Annotated in this window: 19 protein-coding genes and 1 pseudogene; 11 read left to right on the plus strand and 9 right to left on the minus strand. The window is 60.3% G+C overall.

What is annotated here, in order from left to right; all coding sequences use genetic code 11:
- Positions 1 to 690: 690 nt before the first annotated feature.
- On the plus strand, positions 691 to 5,031 hold the full coding sequence (locus J7E83_RS17590; RefSeq protein WP_214964830.1) for an FtsK/SpoIIIE domain-containing protein: 4,341 nt from the start codon (positions 691 to 693) through the stop codon (positions 5,029 to 5,031).
- A gap of 334 nt (positions 5,032 to 5,365) precedes the next feature.
- Complete coding sequence (locus tag J7E83_RS17595) at positions 5,366 to 5,572, plus strand: hypothetical protein (RefSeq protein ID WP_214964832.1); 207 nt, start codon at positions 5,366 to 5,368, stop codon at positions 5,570 to 5,572.
- A 419-nt stretch (positions 5,573 to 5,991) separates the two neighbouring features.
- On the opposite strand, the gene J7E83_RS17600 is transcribed toward J7E83_RS17595, so the two are convergent.
- From J7E83_RS17600 to J7E83_RS17615, 4 genes are all read right to left on the minus strand, one after another.
- Positions 5,992 to 6,480 carry an SRPBCC family protein gene (locus tag J7E83_RS17600; RefSeq protein ID WP_214964834.1) on the minus strand — a complete coding sequence of 163 codons (489 nt, stop codon included), beginning with the start codon at positions 6,478 to 6,480 and terminating at the stop codon, positions 5,992 to 5,994.
- Positions 6,481 to 6,845: 365 nt separating this feature from the next.
- Entirely contained in the window at positions 6,846 to 7,277 is a 432-nt protein-coding gene (locus J7E83_RS17605; protein WP_214964836.1) for a hypothetical protein, read from the minus strand.
- Between the two features lie 176 nt (positions 7,278 to 7,453).
- Positions 7,454 to 8,050 carry a hypothetical protein gene (locus J7E83_RS17610; RefSeq protein WP_214964838.1) on the minus strand — a complete coding sequence of 199 codons (597 nt, stop codon included), beginning with the start codon at positions 8,048 to 8,050 and terminating at the stop codon, positions 7,454 to 7,456.
- Positions 8,051 to 8,407: 357 nt separating this feature from the next.
- On the minus strand, positions 8,408 to 8,845 hold the full coding sequence (locus J7E83_RS17615; RefSeq protein ID WP_214964840.1) for a hypothetical protein: 438 nt from the start codon (positions 8,843 to 8,845) through the stop codon (positions 8,408 to 8,410).
- A 247-nt stretch (positions 8,846 to 9,092) separates the two neighbouring features.
- On the opposite strand from J7E83_RS17615, the gene J7E83_RS21445 reads away from it, so the two are divergent.
- The 3 genes and pseudogenes from J7E83_RS21445 to J7E83_RS17630 all read left to right on the plus strand — a co-directional run bounded on the left by J7E83_RS21445 (position 9,093) and on the right by J7E83_RS17630 (position 12,553).
- On the plus strand, positions 9,093 to 9,665 hold the full coding sequence (locus J7E83_RS21445) for an HIRAN domain-containing protein (RefSeq protein ID WP_214964842.1): 573 nt from the start codon (positions 9,093 to 9,095) through the stop codon (positions 9,663 to 9,665).
- Between the two features lie 253 nt (positions 9,666 to 9,918).
- A pseudogene (locus tag J7E83_RS17625) lies at positions 9,919 to 10,161 on the plus strand (tyrosine-type recombinase/integrase); the annotation flags it as partial.
- An 886-nt stretch (positions 10,162 to 11,047) separates the two neighbouring features.
- Entirely contained in the window at positions 11,048 to 12,553 is a 1,506-nt protein-coding gene (locus tag J7E83_RS17630) for a LuxR family transcriptional regulator (RefSeq protein WP_214964844.1), read from the plus strand.
- On the opposite strand, the gene J7E83_RS17635 is transcribed toward J7E83_RS17630, so the two are convergent.
- The 3 genes from J7E83_RS17635 to J7E83_RS17645 are packed head-to-tail and all read right to left on the minus strand — an operon-like array spanning position 12,532 to position 15,607.
- Positions 12,532 to 13,182, minus strand: coding sequence for an isochorismatase family protein (locus tag J7E83_RS17635; RefSeq protein WP_214964846.1), 651 nt, complete (start codon positions 13,180 to 13,182; stop codon positions 12,532 to 12,534). The two genes, J7E83_RS17630 and J7E83_RS17635, sit on opposite strands and share 22 nt — an antisense overlap.
- Before the next feature lie 3 nt (positions 13,183 to 13,185).
- A complete protein-coding gene (locus J7E83_RS17640) occupies positions 13,186 to 14,391 on the minus strand; it encodes a 3-deoxy-7-phosphoheptulonate synthase (RefSeq protein ID WP_214964848.1) in 1,206 nt (401 codons plus the stop codon).
- Positions 14,392 to 14,425: 34 nt separating this feature from the next.
- On the minus strand, positions 14,426 to 15,607 hold the full coding sequence (locus J7E83_RS17645; RefSeq protein ID WP_214964850.1) for an NADP-dependent malic enzyme: 1,182 nt from the start codon (positions 15,605 to 15,607) through the stop codon (positions 14,426 to 14,428).
- A 234-nt stretch (positions 15,608 to 15,841) separates the two neighbouring features.
- On the opposite strand from J7E83_RS17645, the gene J7E83_RS17650 reads away from it, so the two are divergent.
- From J7E83_RS17650 to J7E83_RS17660, 3 genes are read left to right on the plus strand one after another with little or no spacing between them, the layout of a single operon-like run.
- A complete protein-coding gene (locus J7E83_RS17650) occupies positions 15,842 to 17,728 on the plus strand; it encodes an anthranilate synthase family protein (RefSeq protein ID WP_214964852.1) in 1,887 nt (628 codons plus the stop codon).
- A 5-nt stretch (positions 17,729 to 17,733) separates the two neighbouring features.
- Positions 17,734 to 19,077, plus strand: coding sequence for a peptide ligase PGM1-related protein (locus J7E83_RS17655; RefSeq protein WP_214964853.1), 1,344 nt, complete (start codon positions 17,734 to 17,736; stop codon positions 19,075 to 19,077).
- Between the two features lie 3 nt (positions 19,078 to 19,080).
- Positions 19,081 to 20,331, plus strand: a complete 1,251-nt coding sequence (locus J7E83_RS17660; RefSeq protein WP_214964854.1) for an MFS transporter — start codon at positions 19,081 to 19,083, stop codon at positions 20,329 to 20,331.
- Positions 20,332 to 20,496: 165 nt separating this feature from the next.
- Here J7E83_RS17660 and J7E83_RS17665 read toward each other — a convergent pair whose 3' ends face one another.
- Complete coding sequence (locus tag J7E83_RS17665; RefSeq protein WP_214964855.1) at positions 20,497 to 21,048, minus strand: transposase family protein; 552 nt, start codon at positions 21,046 to 21,048, stop codon at positions 20,497 to 20,499.
- A 659-nt stretch (positions 21,049 to 21,707) separates the two neighbouring features.
- Between J7E83_RS17665 and J7E83_RS17670 the strand changes: the two genes are divergently transcribed.
- The 3 genes from J7E83_RS17670 to J7E83_RS17680 all read left to right on the plus strand — a co-directional run bounded on the left by J7E83_RS17670 (position 21,708) and on the right by J7E83_RS17680 (position 24,483).
- Complete coding sequence (locus J7E83_RS17670) at positions 21,708 to 23,132, plus strand: ATP-binding protein (RefSeq protein WP_214964856.1); 1,425 nt, start codon at positions 21,708 to 21,710, stop codon at positions 23,130 to 23,132.
- Between the two features lie 484 nt (positions 23,133 to 23,616).
- On the plus strand, positions 23,617 to 23,829 hold the full coding sequence (locus J7E83_RS17675; RefSeq protein WP_214964857.1) for a hypothetical protein: 213 nt from the start codon (positions 23,617 to 23,619) through the stop codon (positions 23,827 to 23,829).
- Between the two features lie 81 nt (positions 23,830 to 23,910).
- Entirely contained in the window at positions 23,911 to 24,483 is a 573-nt protein-coding gene (locus tag J7E83_RS17680; protein WP_214964858.1) for a sce7726 family protein, read from the plus strand.
- On the opposite strand, the gene J7E83_RS17685 is transcribed toward J7E83_RS17680, so the two are convergent.
- Positions 24,452 to 25,558: a beta family protein gene (locus tag J7E83_RS17685; protein ID WP_214964859.1), complete on the minus strand. Its 1,107-nt coding sequence runs from the start codon at positions 25,556 to 25,558 to the stop codon at positions 24,452 to 24,454. The two genes, J7E83_RS17680 and J7E83_RS17685, sit on opposite strands and share 32 nt — an antisense overlap.
- Positions 25,559 to 25,587: the final 29 nt, after the last annotated feature.

Here is a 25,587-nt window from a genome sequence, read left to right on the forward strand (position 1 = left end):
TATGCGCCGAAGCGTACGGTGTTGGTTCCGGCTTAGCGCACGGCAGGGAAGACTTCCTGTCCTGCCAGGATCGACTCCTGCCGCGGAATGGGCCAATGCAGCGGCCCGCTAAAAGCGTCAGAGGGTTTTCGGCAAGATGATGCTTGAACAGCGTTGGACGCAGTCGGAGGTGCCTTGGCGCAAGCCAGCGGGTTCCCCAGCGAAGTACATCACGTCAGCTCCGGGATACCGCCTACAGTCGGCTTGTCGCCAAGGGGGCGAGGAAGTCGCTAGCGCGGGGCGATGGGTCCAGTTACCGAGGCAGTAGCTGTCGACAGTCGCGGCGCGTGACGTGAACAGCACGGATGCGGATTACTCGTCCGGCCCTAGTCGGGGCTGACCGTTGTTTGCAGCAGTTGGTACTTCGCAGGACGGTAGCAGCCACGTTCCAGGTTCTGATGGGCAAAGTTTGATTTAATCGCTTGGCAGAGTGTGCTTTCATCAGCACAGTCATAAGGTACACATGACACCCACAACACTGAAACCCCTTCGACGGCACCGGCCGCGAAGGCTGTCTTCATTGACTCCCGCGACACCATCGATGACTTGCCGTTGGGCCGGGGAGCGCAGTATGGGCAAGGAGTCCCGCAATTGTCATTTCGGTAGGCTTGCGGTGACGCTTCGCTTGTTCATTATTCTATTAGGGGTCTTGTGTATACGCAGTTCACCGTCGTTGACGTTTCAGGTTCCCGTGCAGTCGATATGGTCGTGGAAGCCGAACCTGAGGCCAATGCTTCCCGGGTATTGAGCGCTGCCGCCGGGGATTGGGCTGCTTTCCGGACCGGGGACGGTGCCGTTGCCTGGGCTGAAGCCGGGGTTCATGACGGGGCGGTGATCAGTGCGGATGCCGCTTTGCCTGTGCGGGCAGGGACTTCATCGCCCGATACTGGCACTGTGCGGATTCTCGTGGTTGGCGGTGAGGCCGGGGCGGTTCACGTGGCCGGTACCGGGCGGCTGAGTATCGGCGCTGGTGCTGAATGTTCTGTGGTGCTTGACGGTGAGGGGTTGCCGCCTTTGGCCGCCGTTCTCGATATAGCGGCAGACGGTGTCTGGGTTGAGCGGGCTCATGGCGATGTTGAGTTGGCATTGAATTCCGAGCCGGTCAGGGCGAAGGTCCGCTGGGCGGACGGTGAACTCCTTCGGGTCGGCTCCGTGTTGTTGGCCCTGGCCCTCGCCCCTGTCGAGGTTGCTTCGTTGAAGGTTTCCGATGAACCCGGAAAACTGGACTTCAACAGGCCTCCCCGGTTATTCCCGCCGTCCAGGAATACGAAGTTCCGCCTCCCGGCAGAGCCGCAGGAGGACGGTAAGCGTTCGCTTCCGATCCTGATGGCGATGGCTCCGTTGGCGGTTTCAGCAGGTCTTGCCATTGTCATGGCCCGGCCGATGTACCTGTTGTTCGGGTTGTTGTCACCGGTGTTGATGTTTACCAGCTACTTCCAGTCCAAAAAGGCAGGAAAAGAAAGCTACCGGGATCGGGTGCACGCGTACCGGACGGAGAAACGCACGATTGAGGGCGACGCCCGGAAAGCACTGGTCGCCTTTGAGCAGGAAGCCCGTCTGCTCAGTCCGGATCCCGCGACGGCAGGATTGATTGCCGCGACACCCGGCACACGTTTGTGGGAGCGCAGGCGCAGCAACCCGGATTACCTCTCGGTGCGTCTGGGCGTGGCCTCAATGCCTTCAGATGTGGTCCTGGAGGATCCCAAACAGGTTGAGCACAAGCGGCAGGTTACCTGGGAGGCGAAGGATGTGCCGGTCACAGTAGCTTTGCCCCGGCATGGGATCCTGGGGATCAGTGCTGATCAGGAGAGCGCCCGCCAAATAGGGGCGTGGGTCATGGCCCAATTGGCCGTGACCCAAAGCCCACGGGATGTGCGGTTGTACCTGTTGACTGCATCGGATGCGCAGCCTGCCTGGGATTGGGTTCGTTGGTTGCCGCACGTTCAGTCACCGACTCCTGAGCGCTCTTTTGCCTTGGTGGGTTCGGACCCTGTGAGCATCTCCCAGCGCCTCGGTGAGTTGGCGGCGTTGATTGCCGAACGCAAGCGGGTGCGCGTCGCGGATTCCAGGATCGAATTCGCTGACCCTGACGTGGTGGTCCTCATTGATGGCGTGTGGGATCTTCGGGGCCGGCCGGGACTGTCCCAGCTGCTGCAGGACGGGCCTGCCGTCGGGGTGTACACGGTATGCCTGGACACCCAGGAACAGCATCTGCCACAGGAGTGCAACGCTGTCTTCCGGAAAAACCAGGACGGAGGATGGGCATTGCGGCAGCAGCGTGAGCCGGACCGCGACGCCGTTGCCGCGGACCGTGTCAGCGCCGCATGGCTGGACTGGACAGCACGCCGGCTGGCTCCTCTTCGTGATGCCGGCGATGATGCTGAGAGTTCCATCCCCGCTTCAGCCAGGTTCCTGGAGGTGGCAGGGATCGAACGGGATATTGTCGAGGCTGTCGTGGAGGGTTGGTCTCGTTCCGGGCGGAGCACGGAAGCGCTTTTGGGTGTGGACGCGGAAGGGCCTTTCAGCGTTGACCTGCGCCGTGACGGCCCACACGTTTTGATTGGTGGCACGACCGGGGCCGGTAAATCCGAGTTCCTGCAGACCATGGTGGCGTCGCTGGCGTTGGTGAACACACCTGACTCGCTCAATTTCGTGCTGATCGACTATAAAGGCGGGGCCGCGTTCAAAGACTGCGTAGCACTGCCGCACACGGTTGGTTCCGTCACGGACCTGGATACACACTTGGTGGGCCGGGCCATCGAATCGTTGGGGGCCGAGCTTCGCCGCCGCGAGCACATGCTCGCGGCTGTTGGAGCGAAGGACATCGAGGACTACACGATCATTTCCGACCGGGACACAGGCGTGCCAAAAATGCCGCGGCTGGTGTTGGTGGTCGATGAATTCGCTGCCATGAAAACGGAACTGCCGGACTTCATCACCGGCATCGTCAATATCGCCCAACGGGGCCGGTCCCTGGGGATCCACCTTGTGCTCGCGACCCAACGACCCAGCGGCGCGATCACGGCCGACATCCGTGCAAATACGAATCTGCGGATTGCTCTGCGAGTAAGCGACGTCGGGGACAGCCTGGACATTCTGGCCGCCCCGGACGCTGCGAAGATATCCCAATCCACACCAGGGCGCGCATACCTCCGATCCGGCGCTGAAGCATTGCGCCCGTTACAGGCAGCCAGAGTCGGCGGACGGCGCCCCGGCCAAAACACGCCCGTTGCACCCGAACCCGTGGTGGTACCAATGCCATGGTCGCAACTGGGTCAGCCGCGACCCGCGGCAACGACAGAGCTAAAGGAACAGGAGGAGACCACCGACCTCATGGTCCTGGTCGAGGGTATCGCCCAAGCCGCGCAGCAACTGCAGATGGCAGCTCAGAGCACACCTTGGCTGCCACCGTTGCCGGAAAACCTTACGTTGGCCGATGTCACCGCACCATCCCGGCCCGATGATGCCCCGCCCGGATGGATCCCCCCGATCGTCTTCGGCCTGGAAGACCTGCCAAACCAGCAAAGCCAACTCCCGCTGGCACTTGACCTGCAACATTTCGGTCACCTGTACCTCACCGGATCGGCGCGCAGCGGCCGGTCCCAGGCACTGCGGACGATCGCCGGATCAATCTCCACATCGGCCCTGGTGGACGATGTTCATGTGTATGGGCTGGACTTCGGCAACGGAAGCCTGCTGGTACTCACTGATTTGCCACATTGCGGGGCGGTCGCCACACGGGCGCAGCCCGAACGTGTCGAACGGCTTCTGGATCACCTTCTGGCACAAATTTCGACCCGGCAGCGGGACTTTACCGCTGCCGGCTTCGCCAACCTCACAGAACAGCGGGCCCACACCGGTAGCGCGGAACAACTGCCGCACATCGTCGTGCTCTTTGACCAATGGGAGGGATTCCTCACCAGCCTGGGCGAGGGAGGAACCAGCGCTCTGGCCGAGAAAGTCCTGACCATGCTGCGTGAAGGAGCCTCTGCCGGAGTTCACTGCGTCATTACCGGCGACAAGCAGCTCCTCACCCCGCGGATGTCCTCGCTGGTCGACTGGAAACTCATGCTGAAGTTCTCCGACCGCAGCGACTACACCATGGGCGGCCTCCAACCACGCAAACTCCCGGACAACATACCGTCCGGGCGCGCCTTCGCGGCCGAAACCGCAACCGAAACGCAGATCGCCCTACTGACACCGGACCCTGCAGGGCAAGCCCAGATCCAGGCGCTTCAAGCCATCGCCCTGGAAACACAAGCGTTGCTGGCCAACAGGAATGCCCGTCACCGGCCACTGACGCTGCGCACCCTCCCGACCCGGATCGCCTTCGAGGAAGTATGGAACAACCGGGCCGGGCAGAGCTCTCCACTGACTGCCATGATCGGTGTCGGCGGTGACGATCTCGACACCATCCACGTGGATCTCCAAACCGGCGCGCCCAGCTTCCTTATCGCCGGCGCACCGAGAAGCGGTAGAAGCACCATGGCCCTCGCCGCAGCCGAGTCTCTTCGCCGGAACGGCACAGAACTTGTCATCATTGCACCGCAGAGCTCACCCCTGTGGCAACAAACAGATCAGCCGGGAACACGTGCCGCATTCGATCCGCTCAACCTCGAGGTCGAAAGCCTTACGACCGCGACCGCAGGCCCTGGATGCCTGGCGTTGATCATTGACGACGCCGAGCTGATACAAGACCCAAGTGCCCGCGAATGGCTCAAAACTTATCTACGCTCAGCCCGAGGGACACAACGTGCCCTCATCGCGGCCGGAAGCGTCGAGGACTTCGGTACCAGCGTGTTCAGCGGCTGGGAAATTGACATGAAAACCAACCGCAGGGGAGCCCTCCTCAGCCCTACGGCAACCCTCCAAGGAGGACAAATCGGCGTATCACTGACCCGAACCCACCTCACCCAAAGCGGCATACCAGGACGCGCACTCGTCAACCTCGGCGACGGCACCATCCGAACTATTCAAGCACCCCTCCTCTGACTTGCCGCCGGAAGTACCTTCGGACCAGAGGTCATGCAGTGCGGTGTCGCCTGCGACTTTGCCCGACCAAATAGATGTTAAAGTTTGGTTTTTGCGGCCTACGTGTCCGAACTCATCCAGGCGGGCAATCAGCACGAACATTTCCCCATCATCCTGTTAACGCAAGACCCACGCACATGGCGTGTTCTTCGAAGCGGCGCGCATTCCGCTATCTCAGGAACCGCTACCGGGGTGATACTAGGCAGACTTACAGCCCGGCGTAAAAGGAGGCGAACCGGTTGTGCCGTCCCGTTCGCCCACGTAGCGTCGGGGAGACAACAGAGAGGAAACGCGCATGCCGGAGCTAAAGAGCCGATCGTCCCAAAGCACAGCATTCCTGCCACTCGGGATTGTGTTCCTCGCGCTGGCTGTCGCCATGCTGGTTCTGGGGAACGTGTCCTGGATCGCATTCTTCACGATGGGCATCACGTTCCTTATCGTCGGGTTGCGGGCTCGCGCAAGGAAAGATCAACCACCCAGCGACACCGGGGCGGATGTCTAGCCATCCGCAGGCTGCCTAGGATGGGACTCATGAATAACACCAGAAGAGATACGTTCATATGGTCGCTGGGGGCAGTTATTTTCTCTCTCATCGGCGTATCAGTTGCACTGACCTCCAGTGGAGTTTGGTATTCCGTCGTTTCGGCAGTCCTTCTACTTCTTGCCGGCATCACCTTCGCAGCCCGAGCTATCTTGTCCCTGCGAGCACTCAAACAAACAGACGCGGACGTCCGGACAAGATGACCGGCGGCGTGGTTACCCCCGCCGGGGCAACCGTGCGTCAATGGCATCCTGACAAAGACTAAACATTGCTTGGCCATGACGGAGCAAACACTCGCCGCTTATGACAAAACCCGCCTCAGCCCAGGGGCCCCGCGCACTGCCGGCAGTTGCATGCATCATCACGATGATCGGCCATGGCTAGCTCCGTTCGGCGATATTTCGCCGGCACTCCGCCACGAGCTGCGGGTCCTCGCACGCCCGGGCAAAGGCTTCAATGCGCTTTTCGATCTCGCGGCCCAGCAACCAACTGCCGATCCTCTCCGCCACTGGCCGCAGCCACGCCGGCCGGCAGGAGAAGGTGTACTTCCAGACCGCCCGTGTGCCGCCGTCGTCCGCGGTGAACCGCCACCCGCCGCCAAAGTTTGTGAAAAACCACGGCCCGGACACCATGGTCATACCGACGTTCCGGGGCGGGACGAAGGAGACGTATTCGCTCACCATCACCAGCCCCATCTTCGAGACTGTCCGGGTGCGGACACCCTTGCCGGCGGACAGCGCACCGTCCATCCAGCCTTGCGCCGAGATGAAGGGGTCCCACTTCAGGCGGAACTCGCCGGTGGTCTGGGAGAACGCAAAAGCTGTCTCGGGATCGAGTCTGATGAAGCGTTCGGCGCGTACCTGAGGCATGCGTCCACCCTAGCGGGGTGGCTGCCGTTTCTTTCTAGCGATTCCTACCGATGAGTAATCGGTCCGTCACGATCCGGGATATGCAGCGCAGGTCACTACATGTGACCACCAACGGATTCGCTCATGGAGCACAGGGGGCGCTGCCCGACCAGCAGCGATACCGCGGTCAAGGCCGGTAGCAGTTTTTTCATTTTCCCCATGAGAATTACCAGTGACGACTGAAGAACATACCGGGCGTCCACAATCTATCGACGCTCACGCGCGCGACCCCGGTAAACGGTCAGGAGGGGAGGGACCACTACCGGGAAAGGGGCCCAGGCGCGTGGGGTGCGGAGATTCTGACCGCCCTTACCCTTGCGAGTGCTTTACTCCAGTGGCTCCCATACTGGCCAGTCCCGTGAGGGTACCGGGCCTATTGGTGGCGTTGTGAGATATGCGTCGATGTCCACGGCGCTTACTTCCTCGATGAGGATGCGCAGCATTGTCTCAGCCATCTCCAGAGGCCATTCGCCCTTTGTATCCAAGTAGGCCATCGGGCCTTTATCGGTGAGGCGGACCGGGGATGTGTAGTTGGGTGTGTATTCCGCAGTCGTATGCAGCTCTTCGTCCGTCAGCTCCCTGCCGGATTCAGATACGTGCCCGCACCGGATTATGGCCTTGTACAGGGCTTTCGCAGCTAGGTCTGTTTGGTCTGAAGTGACGATGAAGAAGGGTGACGGACCGGTCCGGCCGCCGCCGCCCTCCCATTCCTCGCCTTGCCCGTCCAAGATGTGCGGGTCTACGGTCACCTTGCCCACGTTGCCCCCTCATAAGGTTTTCCAGTGAGCCACAACCTAACATTCATGGTGTTGCCCCGGTAAGACCCGGCCTCACAATGTGTGAGCGGAGTTGCTCTCTGCCGGGGATAGGTCATCGTAGCGTCGTCGCTGAAGCGGGACGCGGGTAATCCTGGTTGAGCTGTTGCCTGGCATGTTCAATCGAGGTAGGTGTACTCATCGTTCGGATTCACGTATTTGGCGTTGGTTGGAAAGATGCTTTGCTCCATGAACGCCCGGCATGTGCCACCGCGCGCGGCAATTTGCAGAGGCCAGTCGATAACCCTTGTGCTGTCCTCCGGTGCATAAAATCCTTCCCGGCCCTGAAGGGGGCAACTATCGATGAAGCGCCCGCCGTCGCTTCCGTGGTAATCCATGCCATAGTCGTCCGGACGGGCGAGTGCATCTCTGATGTCGAGCGCATCTGAGGGGTTCACAGCCACGGTTCCGGCGTCTACCGGATACGAGTCCGAGAAGCCGGGGTGTGCCGTGAGTTGAACTGAGCCACCGGGAGGGACCTCTTGATCAATGTGGAAATGGGCAAGCTTTACCGCACACCAATCTCCTGCACGTCCTGGCCCAAGAATTCCGTCGCAGATCAGGTTGGGCGACTCCCAGAAGGCGTAAAGCCCGAAAGTGGCTTCCCAGATAGACGACGGCTTGAAGGACAGTGCGTGGTCCTGTGTGGTGTTGATGATTTGCAGGCTGTACTGGGCCTCGATCTGCACCTCGGCCATATGGGAGTTGGCCATCACCAGGGGCCGGCTTTTTATCCGTGCCGGCGCGTAGCTGTAGATGAGATCGAACGTGTAGCCGTTGGAGTCCCGTATGTGAAAGGTACCGGCTGACCCGAGCAGCGGGGCCGGCGTACGAGGCCCGGAAGCGGTTTGCGAGGACACGGTCGGCGAGGGGGAGACAGCCCGGTTTCCCCCGCCCAGAGCAACGCAAGCGGACAACGCAGTTGCCATGACGAGCCCAGTCAAGACTCCCAAAAGCTTCATCCAGGTCCCCGAACACAATCGGCAGCCCCCAACGACCGCGTCTGCTCGGATACTAGCCTGATCAGCGGGATTCGTCACTGACCCGTCAGCAGGAACGGCGGCCCGGCGCTCCTATCCCTCGTCCGGCTCCCAGATTGGCCACTGCCACTCCTCATCGGGGTCTAAAGATGGCGTTGTCAGGTAGGCATCAATTCCCTGGGCGGTCAGTTCTTCCACGAGGATGCGGAGCATTGCCTCCCCCATGGCTCGCGGCAATTCACCTTTTGTGTCCAGATAGGCCATGGGGCCTGCATCAGTAAGGTAGACGGGCGAATAATAGTTGGCGGTGTACTCCTCTCCCGTGGCATCCTCTTCCCGCGTAAGTTCTCTGCCGCTGGTGCCAACGAACTTGCACCGGATTATGGCTCTGTGGAGTGCCTGGGCGGCTTGTTCCGTCTGGTCAGACTGGACGAGGAAGACGGGGGACGGCCCGTTCCAGCCTTCCTCCGGATCCGGGTAAGCCTCTCCCTGGGCGTCAAAGATTTCCGGGTCCAATGTCACATCAACCATGCTGTCCCCTGATAGGTACTGTGCTCGCGCGCTGTTGGGGCAAAGCTAGCATGAGGGCTAGGCACCCGGAAGGAAGGTTCAAAGCAGGGCGACGGGTCTTCCCGGATATAGTCAGCCCATGGGGATATGGGGATGGTTCAAGAAGGCATTCGGCGGCGTCGATGACGGAGAATCCACCAATCCATGCCATGGGGCCCCGAGCCTCCCCGAGGGACAGCCTCCGGAGCCCCTAAGGCATCCCGAACCAGTGGTAACACCCCTGCCCGAGCCGCACCGCCAGTCAGACGCGACGAGCAAATTCTATGAAGCTGAGAAGCGGCGCGCGCAGGCTGCCGGGCAGACAGTGAAGGGCTACCGCGCCGGATATATCCCGGCAGAGGAAGCCAAGACATTGCTGGTCGCCGGACCTGACGGGCTGCCTCCGTTGAGATTGACCTCGTCAAACAACGGCCTCGACTTCACCCTTCCCGACGGGAAGCTGGTGGACTACAAAACCTTGGCCTTGCGCCACTTCAACATCTTTGCCTTTCGCGTCGTCGGCATGGGCTACTACGAGGATCCTGAAAAGCCGTTGAAGTTCCGGAACGGCCAGCGCGTGGCTGTGAATCGTGAATCCGACAACGAGCACGACCCCAACGCAGTCGCCATCATGGCTGGTCGTCCAGAACGAAAGATCGGCTATGTAAACAAGCAGCGCGCCAAATGGGTTGCTGAATTGTTGGATGGTGGGCAGGAACTTGAGGGCCTGGTCATCCAGATGAAATCGTCCCCGCGAGTAGTAGTGACAACGCCCGAGATGCTCGCCCACCTAACTCAGTAGCGCGGGCCTGATTCTGTCAACGGGTCTTGGTCATTGCGAGACTAATACCCATGGGTTCGATTGAAGAATCGGCTACGGCACTTCCCTTGTCACTGACCTTTTCTCAGGGAACAACGCGGAGTACTTCCGCATGACCAAGATCTTCTCCGACGTTTACCTTTAGGCGTGAACGGGAATGAAGGGCGGCGGAGTACCTAGCGTCAGGCGGTTCGGGAATTGAAGGAGGACCTATGGCCAGGGTAGCCATAGACAGGCAGGGAAGCGGACGGGCATTCCCCGAATCACGCCACACGACTTGCGGCACTCGGCCGCGAGCTTTGCCGTTTCGGCCGGCGCGAACGTCAAGGTGGTCCAAAAAATGCTCGGTCACAGCTCGGCTGCCATGACGCTGGACACCTACGCAGACCTGTTTGACGGGGACCTGGACTCGGTTTCGGACGCTCTGGATCACGCCGTCTCACTTTTGAATGTGCCCAAAATGTGCCCACCAGCCTGATTTGAGTAAAGCAAAAGGCCCCGGATCCCTTGCAAACAAAGGGATCCGGGGCCTTTCTACGTGGCGGGGGTATTACGAATTGACCACATCCCAGACGGCAGAAGGAGACTCAAACTGCTGTCCGATCGGTTGGCACAGGCTAAGCGCCAGATTTAGCACACCTCTGGTGAGGAGATTGAGACGTCCCAGGTGGCGCCGCTCGCATCCTCCGAAGGAACCAGCCTGACGTAGAGGGGAAGACAAAGATCATGTGTGTAAGGAGTCGGTTATGGGGTTTGAAGACTCGACGTTGCCAGCTGATTTACAGTTAGAGTCGACGCGTCCTGACCCGATCTGTCTCATGCGGGATAGTCCTATTTGAGCAGGTCAGACGCGCTTTCTGTTCCTCCCCCAGACTGTTCGAATCTGCCTGGTGCTGAGGGGTTTGTCTACTTTTCATCTACACCCAGCCACCAGAGAAAGTCCTCCTTAGCCGCCGGGAACCGCGGTGGGGCGCGGCAGCAGCCGGGTCCCAGATGGTCAAGCACCTGCAGGCCGACCCGGAACTGCGCTCCGGGCAAGCGCTTCTTCGCCTTGGCCAGGGCGTGTCACCCTACGATTTGGAACTTCTGCTCTTCGAAATCGAGCGGCAGGGCTTAGGAGAAAACATTCGCGTGGATCAGGTCACACCTGACCTCGCAGGACGCCGGATGGCCCATAAGTGCAGGGAGAACAATGTTTTTAAGGGGCTCTCCATCGCTGAACGAATGCAAGGAGCCCGCGTCCCACTCCAGCGGACGATTCTTACGGTCGGGTCGGGTTGGCCCGCTGGAGACTCTTCCCCCATGATGAATGAACGGCGTCTTCGACGCTGTAGGCAATGGTGTGTTCATCTGGGGGAATGTAAATGGAAGATGCGATCGATCGCACAAGGGTTCAAGAAGTCGAGGCGCTGAAACTGCTCGTTGGGCAGGGCTTCAACCGCGAAGCCACCCTGCTTGGCACTTCTCTCGCGGGCGCGGCAACTGGCGAGGGCGATTACGGCCTCCGCAGCTTCCTGTTTGACCTTCAGGTGATGAACGGATGCGCACAGCAGGCCTTGGAGGGTCTCGACCTCGAAGGGGCGCCTGCCGTCGTGTCTCTGCCCGGTGGAATTACTGCAGCGGCCGTCTTCGGTCTGACGATCGCCGACCGCAAATCCGGCGCAGCAGCTGCGAAAAAGCTCCTCGACAAGCCCGATGAAATCACCCCAGCTCAGAGCGTGGCTTCGTGGACGGCCCTTTCCAATGCGGCATGGGACCAAGGCAACCTGTCCAGTGCCTTGTGCTGGGGACGCTACGCTGCCGAAGCTGCGACATCGGAGTTGCCCACTCACCAGCGTCCATATCCTCAGCTAACGTTCGCGAGGAAACTGGGTGAGGCGGGCGCGATCAGCGAAGCAGAAATGATCGTAGACAAAGTGCGCCAAGAGGTGAAGCTTTTTGACATCGTTGCTCACGCAGCGGCGCCCGACATCATTCATTCGCGGATCCTGTTGCGTGCTGGCAGCGTCCGGGCCGCGGAAGAAGCAGCACGACGGGGCGTGGAGGTTTCCAGGAAAAGAGGCACAAAAATGTTGCTGCCTTTTGCGCTCACTGTGCTGGCCCAGGCTGCACTCCGGCGAGGCGACCACGACGAATCGCGCCGCTACCTTGAGACGGTGCAGGACGAACTCCAAGTGGTCTCGTCGCCGTTTCCTTCAGCTCTCTACCGGTGGGTTCAGTTCCGGCACCAGTACGAAACGGCTTCCTCTGAAGACCACACCGAACTGCTGCGTGCTGGCTACCGTATAGCAATTGAGCGTCCTGCCGTGCTGATCAAGGAACCCACAAGCGGACCGTGGTTGGTAAGGGCCGCTATCTCCACCGGTCTGGAAGGGATCGCCCTCCAGGTCTCAAAGACCCTGACCGGCGTGTCGGAAAAGAACCCGGGATATGTCAACCTGCAGACTTCGGCCAAGCACGCGGCGAGCCTGCTCAGCAAAGACCTCGCAGGCGTCGTCGGCTGCATCGCGACCTACACGGACCCCGAGGCGCAGTCCCACGCGTCGACGGACCTCCAGGACTTCCTCGCAACCAGCAGCCACACAGCCGGGACGGTTCTCCCGGTGCCTGCCCCCCAGATACAGGTTTTGGATACGAGCGAGGACCTGGACCCGCGTGAGTTGCTGACGCCCATGGAACTGCGGATCTCAGAGCGTGTAGCGGACGGACTGACGAATAAGGAAGTTGCGTCCGAAATTCAGATCTCCCACCACACGGTGAACTTCCACCTTCGAAAGATTTACCGGAAGCTGGAGATCCGCTCACGAGCCCAGCTCGGGGCAGCGGCGTTCAACCGGTCCACAAGCGATCAGCCGGCCACCGACATCTGAAGCGGCCGAAGTACGCTGCTGGCCGGGGTAACAACCGCGCAGTTGCTTGCGGCATAACTGAGGCACAGATCGTGTTCTTCACGGGAAAAGTCAGCCACACCGTCCGACACGATGAATGGCTGGATGTCCTGACTGAAGGCATCTACGGCGGTCATCAGGCAGCCAACGTGGGCGTAAACGCCGGTGATGATCAGCTGGTCTCGGCCTCCGCCGTCAAGCAGCGACTTCAGCTGCGACTTATGGAAGGCGCTGTACCTCCACTTGGTCAGGACGGTGTCACTGGCGGTCGGCGAAAGCTCTGCCAGGATTTGTCGGTGCGCCGGGCTGACAGTCATGCCAGGGCCCCAAAGGTCCAGCAACAGGCCCCTCTGTTCCCTGCTCATGCCGCCCGGCTGAGCTGTGTAGTACACCGGGATGCCTTCCTTGGCACAGGCTGCCTTTAACTCGACGATGTTGCGCAACACCTCCCGCATCGGCAAACTCTGCCGTGAAAAGGGTGCGACGAAGTACTCCTGCATGTCGTGGATCAGCAGAGCTGCACGCCGGGGATCCACCTGCCATTTCAGCTTCGATTGCGGCAGCTGCTCCGGTACAGGGAGCTCGTAGTCTTCGATGTCAGCGATTGCCATGACTCATCTCCATTCATTTACGACTGTGAAGGCTTGCGAAGGGTTCAAACGTGGATCGCAAAGCGACGTATACGCGCGTTCCAGGTCGTGTTCAGCACTGGGATCATTTACGCATTCGCTGACATGATCCGGCGTCGTCTCCAGATGGAGTCCGCCGGGGGCTACGCCCGCAGCCGCGCAGGCATCCTGGAAAGCATTCACCTCGCGGATGATGGTGCCGACGTCCCTGGTCTTGATGCCGCTGGCGCTCTTATAGGTATTCGCGTGCATGGGATCGCATAACCAGGCGACTGGGAAACCGGCGTCGTGTACGACTCTGGCCATCCTCGTCAGCCGGTCAGAGATGGCATCGGCGCCCAATCTGGAGATGAGCGTCAGCCGCCCGGGTATGCGGTGAGGATCCAGGCGATCGCACAGTGCGAGGAGATCTCCCTCCGTCATAGAGGGCCCGACTTTGCATGCCACAGGGTTGCTGATTGCTGACGCGAGGAAGACGTGGGCGTGGTCCAGCTGCCTGGTTCTCTCGCCTATCCACGGCCAGTGCGTCGATGACAGATAGGCGCTGCCGTCCTCTGCTATCCGGACGAGAGGCACCTCGTAATCCAGCACCAATGCTTCATGGCTCGTCCACACCGGGCTGCGGTCGTCGCCGGTAGAAAGCAACCGGGTATTCCGGTAGGTCTCTGCAGCTGTTCCGAACCCACGAATAAGCCGCCGGGGGTCCGCTGCCCGTGCCTCGTCGATGGGCTCCGGTGAGTTGACCAGCGGTCCGCGGTAGACGGGAAGTTCGACGCCATTCGTTTTCTCAGTCGCCGACGATCTGGGCTTGGCATATTGTCCCGCGATGCGCCCAACCGTAACGACATCCTTGCCAGTATTGGCGGTTATCAGTTCGGCAAGCATGCGTATCAGTGATGTCTTCGCCGCTACACGTTCAAGCGAGGAGTCATCAAAGCTCTCGGCGCAGTCGCCGATCTGCAAGACCAGCGCCTCACCGGAGGCTACGCGGGCAAGCGTCCCCTTCAATTCCTGAACTTCGTGGAATGGGACTATGCCCGGGCCGTCGGCGAGCTGCGCAGTGGCGGAGGCAGTAGCCTCTGCGTCAGGCCATGCCGGCTGCTGCATCGCGGGAGGGGATCGGATTTCCTGCACTTGGGCCTCATTCAAGGGCCGGTCGAGCACGGGCTGGGTCAGTAGGGGTGAAGTCATCTGATACTCCTGTGGTCTGAAAAGGTAGCGGGTGCTAGGAGGCCACGAGAACACGCTCGGCCACTGCGTCTTCAACGGCCTGGGCGATGGAATCGGTGAGTCCCGGATGCAGCAGGTCAGGCAATATGGCGGTCCGGCCAAGGCCCGGCGACGCCAAACGCGCCAGCGCCGACGCCGCTGCGAGCTTCATGGAGTCCGTGATAGTTGCAGCCTGTGAGCGCAAGGTGCCTTTGAAAAGTCCAGGCGAGGCCAGGACGTTGATGATCTGATTTGGGTAGTCGCTTCGGCTGGTTGCAAAGACTCCGGCAAGCAGCGTCCCAAGCTTCGGCTCGATCTGCGGCCGGGGGTTGGAGAGTGCAAAGAGGATCGGGTCATCGCTCATGGAAATTACCTCCTCCCTCGTCAGCGGGGCCGGCGAAAGACCAATGTAGACGTCGGCACCCTTCAGCGCTTCGGCCTGGCCGCCATGGAGTAGATCCTGATTCGTCAGGGCGGCCATCTCGGACTTGACTTCCGTCAAAAAGTCACGGCCGAGGACCAGGATTCCTTGGGAATCAGTAATAACAACATCCTTGGCACCGGCTGCCAGGAGCATCTTTGCGGTGGCGATACCTGCGGCTCCGGCACCTGAGATGACCACCCGGCTGCTGGCTAGCTGGCGCCCTGTAACTTCCAGAGCCCCGGTGAGCCCGGCGAGAACTGCGATCGCTGTCCCATGCTGATCGTCGTGCATCACGGGACAGCCGAGTTCATCGATCAGCATCTTTTCCAGTTCGAAGCATCGCGGGGCTGCAACGTCTTCAATGTTGATGGCCGCGAAGGATGGGCGCAGCACCTTGAGCGTGGCGAGTATCTCGTCGTTGCTTCGGGAGGCAAGTACGAGGGGAACCGCGTTGAATCCGCCGAAATGCGCGAGGATTGCTGCCTTGCTCTCCATGACTGGCAAAGCCGCCTCCGGCCCGGTGTCTCCGAGGCCCAGCGTTGCGGTTCCGTCACTGACTACGAAGACTACGTTCGATGACCAGCTGTGTCGGGCGGCTCCGTCGACGCCATCACGAATTGCCTCAGCGACCTGGGCAACCCCTGGCACGTACATGGCCCCGAGGTCAGCCTGATTGGCAAGCGGCACGCTGGACACTGTTTTGAGGACACCGTTGGCCCGGATGGCGAAAGCCGGTGCATCCAAGTCGTACCCGGGTGTTAGTCCCTGCTGCATGTCGCCCCTCTCCTGTGGTGTGATTCCGAATCCCAACCTATTGCCGATCTCCAGCGCGAGGGGCGACTCATTTGAGTAGGTCTGGATCGAGCAGGCTGGTGCGACTGCTCGGGTGAGTAGTTGTTGGGCCGTGGGTTGAGCGAAAGGCTAGATCAAGCAAGGCAGGACCATCGAATACCTTCTTGGGGGCATGCTGTGAACCAACACCATCAGGCTGGCGCCGGAGCCGAAGGAATGATCGAGAGAATCCTGCAAGACGGCGATCAGCCCGCGTTCGCCCTCATCTCCAGGGCGGTTGGAAGTGGGCAAGCGGTCGATGTTTTGCAGGGCGCCGCAACAGTGCACAACACGCTCAGTGGCATCGCTTCACCTGAACCAGCGGGCTCTCAGCTCATCATCGTTCCGTACCAGCAACTCGCCGAGCGGGGGCTGGCTCATCATCCCGACGGCGCAGAGCTCATCGCCCTGGACGTGTTATGCCGGACACGGCTGACAATCTCCGAAGCCTCGGAAGGGCCAACTTTTAAAGGTTCCGTGGACGGCGACTTTGATCTGGACGACGCCACATACGCGAACATCGTTCAGGCCGTCATTCGCGACGAAATCAGCACCGGGCAGGGCGCCAACTTCGTCATTGCGCGCTCCTTCCAAGCGGAGCTTCCGGGCTTCGACACAGCAACGGCCGTCGCACTTTTCCGTAGCCTCCTGCAACAGGAGACAGGTGCGTACTGGACATTCCTCGTGCACTGGAAAGGGCACTACCTGGTCGGGGCCTCACCGGAGAAGCACATTACGTCGGTCGGAGGCGAGGTGGAGATGAACCCCATCAGTGGAACATACAGCTACCCGGACGAAGGGATCACCGGCGCTGGCATCTTCGCTTTCCTCAACGACGCGAAGGAGACCGACGAGCTCCGCATGGTCGTCGATGAGGAGCTCAAGATGATGTCGCAATTCTGCCCCGACGGTGCAACCGCCTACGGACCTGACATCAAGTGGATGGCCCGCTTGGCCCACACCGAGTACACACTCCGTGGCCGGTCAGACTGGAAATTCAAAGACCTCCTCCGGGCCACCATGTTCGCCCCAACCATCATTGGTAGCCCCCTCGAAAACGCCACGAGGGTTGTTCAAAAGTACGAGCCAGTGGGACGTGGCTATTACAGCGGGGTTCTGGGCTTGGTGGAGACCGACGCGGAGGGTAAGGAATCTGTCGACTCCTGCATCCTTATTAGAGCGGCCCACATCAACGGCGTGGGAGCGTTGAGACTGACCGTTGGCGCCACACTAGTTCGTCACTCAGACCCCATGTCTGAGGTGGCGGAAACCGCCGCGAAGGCCAGTTCGATACTGCACGCTCTATCAGGGAAGGCTGTTTCGGCACGTCTCGGGAAGGCAGTCCCGCCACTGTCCCCGCAGGAGTTCGGAAAAGCCAGGCAGCTGCTGGAAGCAAAAAATGCCCAGCTGTCGACGTTCTGGACCGACCCGGTTCTACGTCAGCCTGCAAACTCCCCGGATGGGCCGAAGGTACTCGTCATTGATGCCGAGGACGCTTTCACCCAGATGCTGAAACAGCAGATCCAGGCGCTCGGGGCGAGTACGGCTGTGATCCGGTACAGCGAGGACTTCAACCCCGGACTCTACGACCTCGTCGTTTGCGGACCAGGACCAGGGAATCCGAACAACGATGAAGATCCGAAAGTCCGTCGGATGACCGAGATCATCCGTGGATTGCTAGTGGGGGACGTCCCCTTCATGGCGGTGTGCTTGTCCCACCAAATCCTCTGCCGGCTTCTCACCCTGAAGGTGGAGCAAAAGGAAACACCCAACCAGGGACTTCAGGCGGAGATAGGACACTTCGGGGCACGGCGGACGGTGGGCTTTTACAACGCCTTCTCCGGAATTGCCCACCCTACCAATCCACCGATCCACCCTCTTGGAACGCAGGTGCACGTGTCAGCAAACCCGGAGACCGGAGAAATTCACGGGCTTCAAGGGGACAACTTCACCTCCACCCAATTCCATCCGGAGTCGATTCTCTCCCTCGATGGGCTGGCCATACTGCAGAACTCTCTGAACTACCTCCTTGACCAACCAGAACCTGAACCACTGAAGGGATAGCCACAATGGGCAATCTGATCATCAGCAACCAGCGAACCGAAGAAATGGTTGGCGACCTCGACCTCCTTGACCCGAAATACCGCGATTACATCGGGAACCAAGCAATGCGCATCGCCTGGTGCCTCCAAGCCGGAGACATTCTCGTGCTGCCCGTCGAACCGCCAGCCGGCTTCCTCAAATACGTCACCTCCTACCTGGGCATCGATGAGCGCTCCATCCAGGTGCTAGTGCCGCAGGCCGGAGGTTCCGGTCGAGGGATGCTCTCACGTGACCGACTGCTGGACAGCACCTTCCTTCGGCAGCTTCGGGCCGCGGTCGACCTGACCGAGATCGACTCTGTTACGCCATTCCACTTCGACAGCACCATCACCGCTCTCGTACAGGAACTCGACCTGATCGACAGCGTCCCGGGCTTCGCATTCTTTGACCAGCGCGGCTCAGAACTGGTCAACAGCAAGTCGACTTTCCGGGCTATCGCACAGGGCACAACCGCCGCCGTGCCCGAGGGGCGGGTCGAAACTGACCAAGCGCCGGCGCTCAAGTACATCTGGTCAAAAATCTCCCAGGGCGAATCGGTGATCCTGAAGCAGGACTACCACGTGGCCGGCTTCGGCAATGAAGTGATCTCACCCGATCCGAAGGTGTTCCCGCTTGGCGCCAAGCAGATGCACGTCGTCAACTCCTGGGAAAGCCTCAAAGACCTCTTGAACAACAAGTGGTCCTGGTTCACCGAGGAAGGCCGCCACAAGGTCGTCATCGAGCACTACACCCCAGAATCAGCTCCGATCTATGCCGAATATGTCGTCCACGACCGTGGCGTGGACCTGACCGGCCACGGTGAAATGCGCATGATGCCCGTGATCAACGGGCTGATCGTGCCTGCGCCTTCCCGCGACCTGCCCGGCTTTGAGGACTTCCTGGAAGGCGGACGGAACATCTGTGGGACCTTGCGGGCCATGGGCTACCGTGGCATTGTGAGCGTCGACGCCATCGTGACGCCTGACAATTCGATCCTTATCAACGAGTTTAACTGCCGCGTAGGCGGATCGACCCACATCCATACACTCGGCCAGAAGGTGGTGGGCGAGGATTACTTCGACACGACCGTACTCATGGAACTCCGTCGGTGCGACTTCCCGCCATTCGAGGACTTCCTCCGCCTGCTCGACTCCGAGGAACTTTCCTACCAACGCGGCGGAAGCGGAATCGTGGTGACCGTAGCTGATGACAGCGGACATGGAGAGTCGGGTGAATACTGCATCATCGCGAAAGATATGGACGAAGCCGAGCAGATCGAGAAGCGACTTGCAGGGATCCTCCAAAGCGCCGGCCAGCCCGCAGGTGCCTGATCGATGACCCTCAAGGCCAAGGAAGCCAGCCGAACCCGGTACTTGGAGCTGCTGCAAAGGGACGTGATCCTTTGGGCAGCGATGTCGCTCATCAGCAAACTCCCAGTCGCAATGGCTCCCGTCGCCATGGTATTCCTCGCCCGGGAGGCGCCTGAAGGCTACTCCCGGGGCGCCGTCCTTGCGGCTGTCTACGTCGCCGGGGAAGTCGTCGGCGCCCTCCTGCTTGGGCGGGCACAGCGAGGCACTTCCCGCGCCGGTGTGGCAGCAGGATTCATCGTGGGGGCAGTGGCTTTCGGAATGCTTGCCCTCCTGGGCTCAGGAATACTGCCAGCTGCGATAGGCCTCGCATTCCTCGCCGGGGCTGCCCCCGCCGCAGCACCTGGCGCTCTCCGTGCTCACCTCACGGGATTGGTGCGCGAGGAGCTGGTGCCTAAGGCTCTCAGCATCGAAACCACGCTGACCCAGATCACATGGGCCGCCGCACCCGCGTTGGTCGTCTTCCTGGCCCTGAACGTGAGTGCAGCTGCGCCAATATGGTGTGCTGCTGCGTTGGCCGCCGGAGGATGCGTGCTCATTTTCGTGACCCGGTCCTTCGGCAACAACCGGCAGCAGGAACACCGTCCTGCCGTGGAAAGCAACGAGGCGCAGCGCTCCCGGGGTCTACTCTCGGGCTGGCCGATCTATCTCATGAGCGCTTCCGCGATGATTATGCTTGCGTCCGTAGAGCTCGTCATCCCCGCCCTGCTTGAGTTCCGGGGCATTGCAGTGTGCTGGGCTGGGCCTCTCCTGGTGGCTTTCGCTGCATCCAGTGCCCTCGGCGCAGTCGGCTACGGCTCGCTCAAGTGGAGCGGTCGGGCGAGCACCCAAAGCCATGTGTTCTTGGCAGTCACCGCGGCAGCCCTCACGGTTGTTGCGCTCGTCGGTGACATCATCGTCCTGGCAGCGTTCCTTGCTATCGGAGGCCTCTTCCAGTCAGGCGTCCTCATTACCAGAAACCTTGCCCTCAGGGAGCGCCTGCCCGCGCATCTCCATGCAGGAGGCTACTCGATGATGTACGCGGTCCAGGGTGTTGGCTACGGCATTGCCGCCAGCCTGTCCGCGGTCATAATGCAAATCGGAACGCCGCAGGACGCAGCTGTCGCAGGAATCGTCGCAGCGGTTGCGCTGACAATGGTGAGCGCCGTCGGGGAAGGTGCTGCACGCAAGAGGATGCCGGCGCTGGTCGGAGCCGAGGCGGCCTCCTACATCAAGTGACGATCGTCGGCTCTGGTCGTCGTTCGATGAAGCTGGACCTTCGCTCGATCACGTCCAGAGCCACGCGTACTTTCGTCGAGAAATCATCCAATCGTTATGTCGAGACACTTGCAGACATTCGGAATTTACGCGGGGTTCTTAGGAGCAACCCCCAGCCCTCGCACGTCAGAACAGCGTGTCGCGCACCCGCAATGGCCGGTAGCCCGTAGGGCCGAGCTGCGCCAGCTCACCTTCGATGTCGACGCCTAGGGCGTCCACGCCCTGCAACCGGCCGGCCCCTCCGAGTCGCCGCGTGGCTTCAGCCCTGACAGCGTCCCAGACGGTGTGCCAGGACACCCCGAGCTGGTGCGCGAGGGCCGAGACGGAGGTGTCGAACCGGGCCAATGCGTCGGTCGCCAAGACCACGGCGCGGGCGGTCAGTTTGGCCCGCGGCCCGGCCGGTTCATGGTCCTCTGTGAACGTGGCCCTTGGACAGTCAGGGTCCGCGCAGCGCCAGACACGTTTTGCCCACAGCAGCCGGACCGGACGGCCGAAACACGGGATGTCATGGAGGCGGACCGGGCGGCGGCCATGGCCTACCGCGATGTCACCGCAGTCCGGACAGCCGGTGCGGCTCTCACCGGTTTCGACCCGCAGAATCAGAGCGGCCGATGATGTGCTGACTGAGTTGATGTGGATGCCCTCGACACCGAGCAGCGCCACCCTAACCACGCTCATCTGCGAAGGGCCAGAAAAGGCCTGATCGGTCGCATCCTTGGCTGGATGTCATTGGCGAATCCATGCTGAACAGGTTAACTAAGGAAAAGCAGGACATTCGTCTCACCTTGGTTGAGCCGAGTGTTGTGCCAATTTCTGCAGATGGCTTGGTCAGGCGACGCCTTCCGCCGTGCTGTCAGATACCTGCGATCTCGCCCGGATCGGCAGCACGACGTGAGATCCACTCACGCTTGAGAGATTCAGCTAACTCTTAGCCGGCTCAACGACCGCATCAGACTCGTCCGCCCGCTCAAGATAGATCCCATTGATCCAACTCTTGATAAAGCCAGTCTTTCCTAGAGCCCTTGAGAGGCCTTGAGAGGCATTAGCCAAGCCTCGCCCTCACCACCGGGGACAGGCGTCGTGCCCAAAAAAGACGTAGCGACCGAGCCGACAACGGGACAGGCGGTGCTGTCCTATTGAACCGCCAACCCCAATAGGAAAGGGGCCACCGACTAGCCACCGCAAGGCACGTGTCGGCGACAAGAGCTTTCGGATGGACGGATGATGTTGTCCCCAGGAGACTTTAGAGTGGCTTTGGAGTAAGCCCAAGGGTCCATGTAAATATCCTGATGCCGCCCAAACTATGTACTAGAAAATGTTTAGAGTAGATTGTCAACATGCCTAGAGAACTAGTTGACCATGCATTGAAAGCGCTACTAGGGGAGCGGGCACGCAAGCTTCTGCTGATGAAGGAAGACCAGTGGTTTGAGCGAAAGAGTTATCGGGTGGATCCGAAGGATGTCGCCAAAGGCCTGATCGCGTTCGCCAACGCAGAGGGCGGCGTCTTGGTTGTTGGCCTCAGCGACGGCGCGGTCGAACAAAGCTCTCAATACGAAGCCAAGGTCAACGCACTCCGCAGGGTGCCTGTTGAGCTCGTTGACCTTCCGATCAGGCACAAAGTCTCAGAAATCGCCGTTCTCGATTCCATATTAAGCACTCAGCATCTCTTAGTTTTCACCGTCGAACCCGGTGAGAGGGTTCATTGTAGTCGTTCTGGTGACACCTACTTGCGAGTTGGTGACTCGAGCATCAAGTTGAGCTTCGATCAGGAACGAGAGTTGAACTATGACCGGGGGATGGCAAGGTTTGAAGCCGAGCCAGCCCGTGACGTGACCATCGAGGATCTTGATCACGGTGGGCTCGCAGAACTGCGGGACGCACTAGGGGCAGATACGGACGAAAGCGTCTTGAACGCTAGGAATCTCTTGACTAGGGATCGGACACCGACGAATGCTGCCGTCCTCCTGTTCGGACAAGATCCGCAAAAATCGTTCAGTCAAGCGTATGTTCGAGTCATCAAATACGTTGGGAAAGAGCGAGGGACGGGAAGCTCGCTAGCTATTGAGGCCGGGAAAGACATCCGCCTCGGCGGAGGGATTCCTAAGGTCATAGAACAAGCCCAGCACCTGGTCGAAGAGTGGATGCCGAAACGCACGGCGCTACTCCCCTCAGGCAGGTTTGGTGACGTTTCTATACTGCCTCGGGATGTGTGGCTGGAGGGTCTGGTAAATGCCGTGGTTCACCGGTCATACAGCCAGATTGGAGATCACGTGCGGTTTGAAATTTTTGCCGACCGGGTGGAAATTTCGTCGCCCGGCAGGTTCCCAGGGCTCGTCGACTTGAACAATCCACTCAATATTTCGAGGTACTCGCGCAACCCGCTAATTGCGCGTGTCTGCTCCGACCTTGGGATCACCCGTGAACTCGGTGAGGGGATCCGGCGCATCTTCGCAGAGATGGCGGATGCGGGGCTTGCAGAGCCCCAATACCGCCAGCGTAGCGAATCGGTGGAGCTCATACTACGAGCTGTCGCACGAATCCCAAGCGAAGTAGTTGCACGCTTGCCCAAGCGGTCCCTTGAGACGCTCCAATTCCTAGAGCAAGCAGAGCAAGCGCTTGGCACTGGTGAGATCGCAGATGCGATGCAGCAGTCAAGACCAACCACGCTTCGTCAGTTGCGCGCTCTACAGGAGCAGCGTCTGGTTTTGTGGTCCGGGAACAGCCAGCGCGATCCGCGAGCTTCATGGGCAGCAATCCGATAATACGAATCTCAGACTTTCGAGTATCTTTCGAGTAAGTCCATTCAGTCCCGGTGCGCAAGGACAGAAAAGTTTAGAGCTTGTTGCGAGTAGTGTTCGCCCAAGACGGGGACATCGACTTCGCGTATCTCTTTGGTACGACGGCTTGGTGCAAGCTGTACGGCGCCCGCAACGCTGTTGAATCGTTCAACGCCGACGTGCGGACGAATAAGCTCAGTTGGCGGCGCGGCTACACTAAGGTCTTCTCGCGACCCCGCAAAGCATTTCCTGTTGGCGGTAACGTTGGCGTCCCTCAACTTCCGGATCGTTCGTGACTGGTGCTTCAAACGGCGAGTCCAGAGCCTCTGGGGTGATCAGCTCTCGGACTACGGTGCAGTTCCAAAGCAACACCGACAACGCAGAACTACAGCTATTGACGATCTGGTGAGTCACTAGCGAGTTCCCAGCGCTGACTACCTCGGAGCCTAACGGCAACGGAGTTATCGGCATGCAAGGCCTTTTTACTTCGACAGTCCGGGCCGCAGATTCCGGACGAATCGTCGTTGCTGCCTGGGACCAGGAAGGTGTCATGTTCGCCAACACCGAGGGCGAGGTCATCGCAGAATACGAGTGGCCACCAGAAGGCACCGGATGCGTCGGGATCAGCAGGTCCCTCACCCGCTTCCGCAAGGCTTCAGGACAGCTGTCACCGATGCCCTGAGACATCAAGTGCCACCGAAGTCGTGAGGCAGAACTGTCACCGAGCTCCCGAGACATCACAAGATCCTGTTAATGTTGGTGTATGTGGGATCGAGATGTTCGTTTGGCGTTGCACGCCGTATTGGAAGAGCAACACGGGCATGAGCGCTCGGAAACTAAACTCATCGACGAACTGAGTCTGGCAGGCGAAGTCCGCGTAGACGTCGCAGTCTTGAACGGTTCGTTCTCGGGGTACGAAATCAAGAGCGCCCATGACACACTGCGGAGGCTCCCCAAGCAGGTTGAGGTGTACTCAAAAATGCTTGACCATATGACGTTGGTGGTTGCTGACAAGCACGTCAGCCATGCCCTGCCGCTGCTGCCTGAATGGTGGGGGGTGGTGACCGCCACCAGTACCGATGAGGGGTTGGTTCTGGCCGAGGAGCGTTCGGCGCGGCCCAACCCGAAGGTTGATCCTTCCTTCCTTGCCACGCTACTGTGGCGCGAGGAACTGCTGGCTGCATTGGAGGAACGTGGCATCGGCAAGGGTGTGCGCTCCAAGCCGCGCCATGTGCTCATGGCGCGGCTTGTTGAACGCACTAGCGCTGACGAGATGCGGGTGCTGGTCCGTGAGCAGTTGAAGGTCAGAGCGAATTGGCGAGGGTGTGCAGCGTAACTTCAATGTGCCGGTAGGTCGCCCAGCGCCGCCAGGTCATGGGGTTGCCCGACGGTCCTCCGGCGGCTGCGGCATCGATCCAGGTTTCCGTCTTTGTTCGGATGGGGGTCCCATACAGCTGATGCTGGGTTAGGGCTTGTAGCGCCGGTGCGACCGCTGCGCCGCCTTCGCCTTTACCTCCAGAGGCTTTATAGAGCCCGCCCCGGACGAAGACCCAATGAGGTTCGGCCGCGTATCGGAAGGTGGCGCTGATGGTCAGCAGTTTCGGGTCGACGCCCAAGGTCGCTTCCGGATTGGCCACCAAGTGGTCAAAGAAGTCCGGCATGCGGGTGCCGTTCCCTTTTAGGCCTCTGTAGCTGTTGACGTATTGGGCTAGTTCGGTGCGGGGGAGGACGAATGTACCCTGCCCCGTTGGTTGGACCATGGGCCAGGAGTGGCCGCCCGCGGTGACGTGACGCCAGCCTGTGGATGTCGCTGAGCGCATCTCGTTCTGAACCCCCGCAATGATCAGCGGGTCGAATTTGGCCTCGAAGTCCAGAAACAAGTCAACATCGGCATGGGAGACACCAATGGCGGTCATCAACCGTGCTGCTTCTGCAGGGTTGATGCTGGGCCAGTCGTTGGTTGTTAAGCGTATTCCGATCCCGCGGCCGTTGGCGGATTGGAGGCTCTTGGCGGCGGTAAGGAACGCTGGGGAGCTCTGTGAAGTAACCAAGGGGATCAAGAGCAGCCCCAGCTTCTGGGCTTCGGTGACCAGCCAGTGCAGCGGGTGTTGGCCGTGGACCAAACCTTCGTCGTCTAGAAGGGAAAGGTCGACGTATGCCTGGCGGTTGCCGCGGGCGCCGTGCAGCTTCTTGGGTAGATCGGCCAGATGGGCTGTTGGGGTCTTGACGAAGACTTCCTGGTCGTAGTCCCAGCCGCGGGCGGCGATGATGAAGACCGGCGTGATTCGGGCGTGGGTAGCAGGCGGCAGATCTTTGTAGGCCGCCAATTCGCCGGCTCTGGCAATGGTAAAGGGTCGATACTGTGGTTGCGCCGACAGAATCGGCTGGACGGAGGCAGTTGGTTCTGTCATGAAATTCCTCGTGGTTGGTTGAAATTTGC

This window comes from Arthrobacter sp. ISL-48 (assembly GCF_018613805.1).
Classification (GTDB): Bacteria; Actinomycetota; Actinomycetes; order Actinomycetales; family Micrococcaceae; genus Arthrobacter.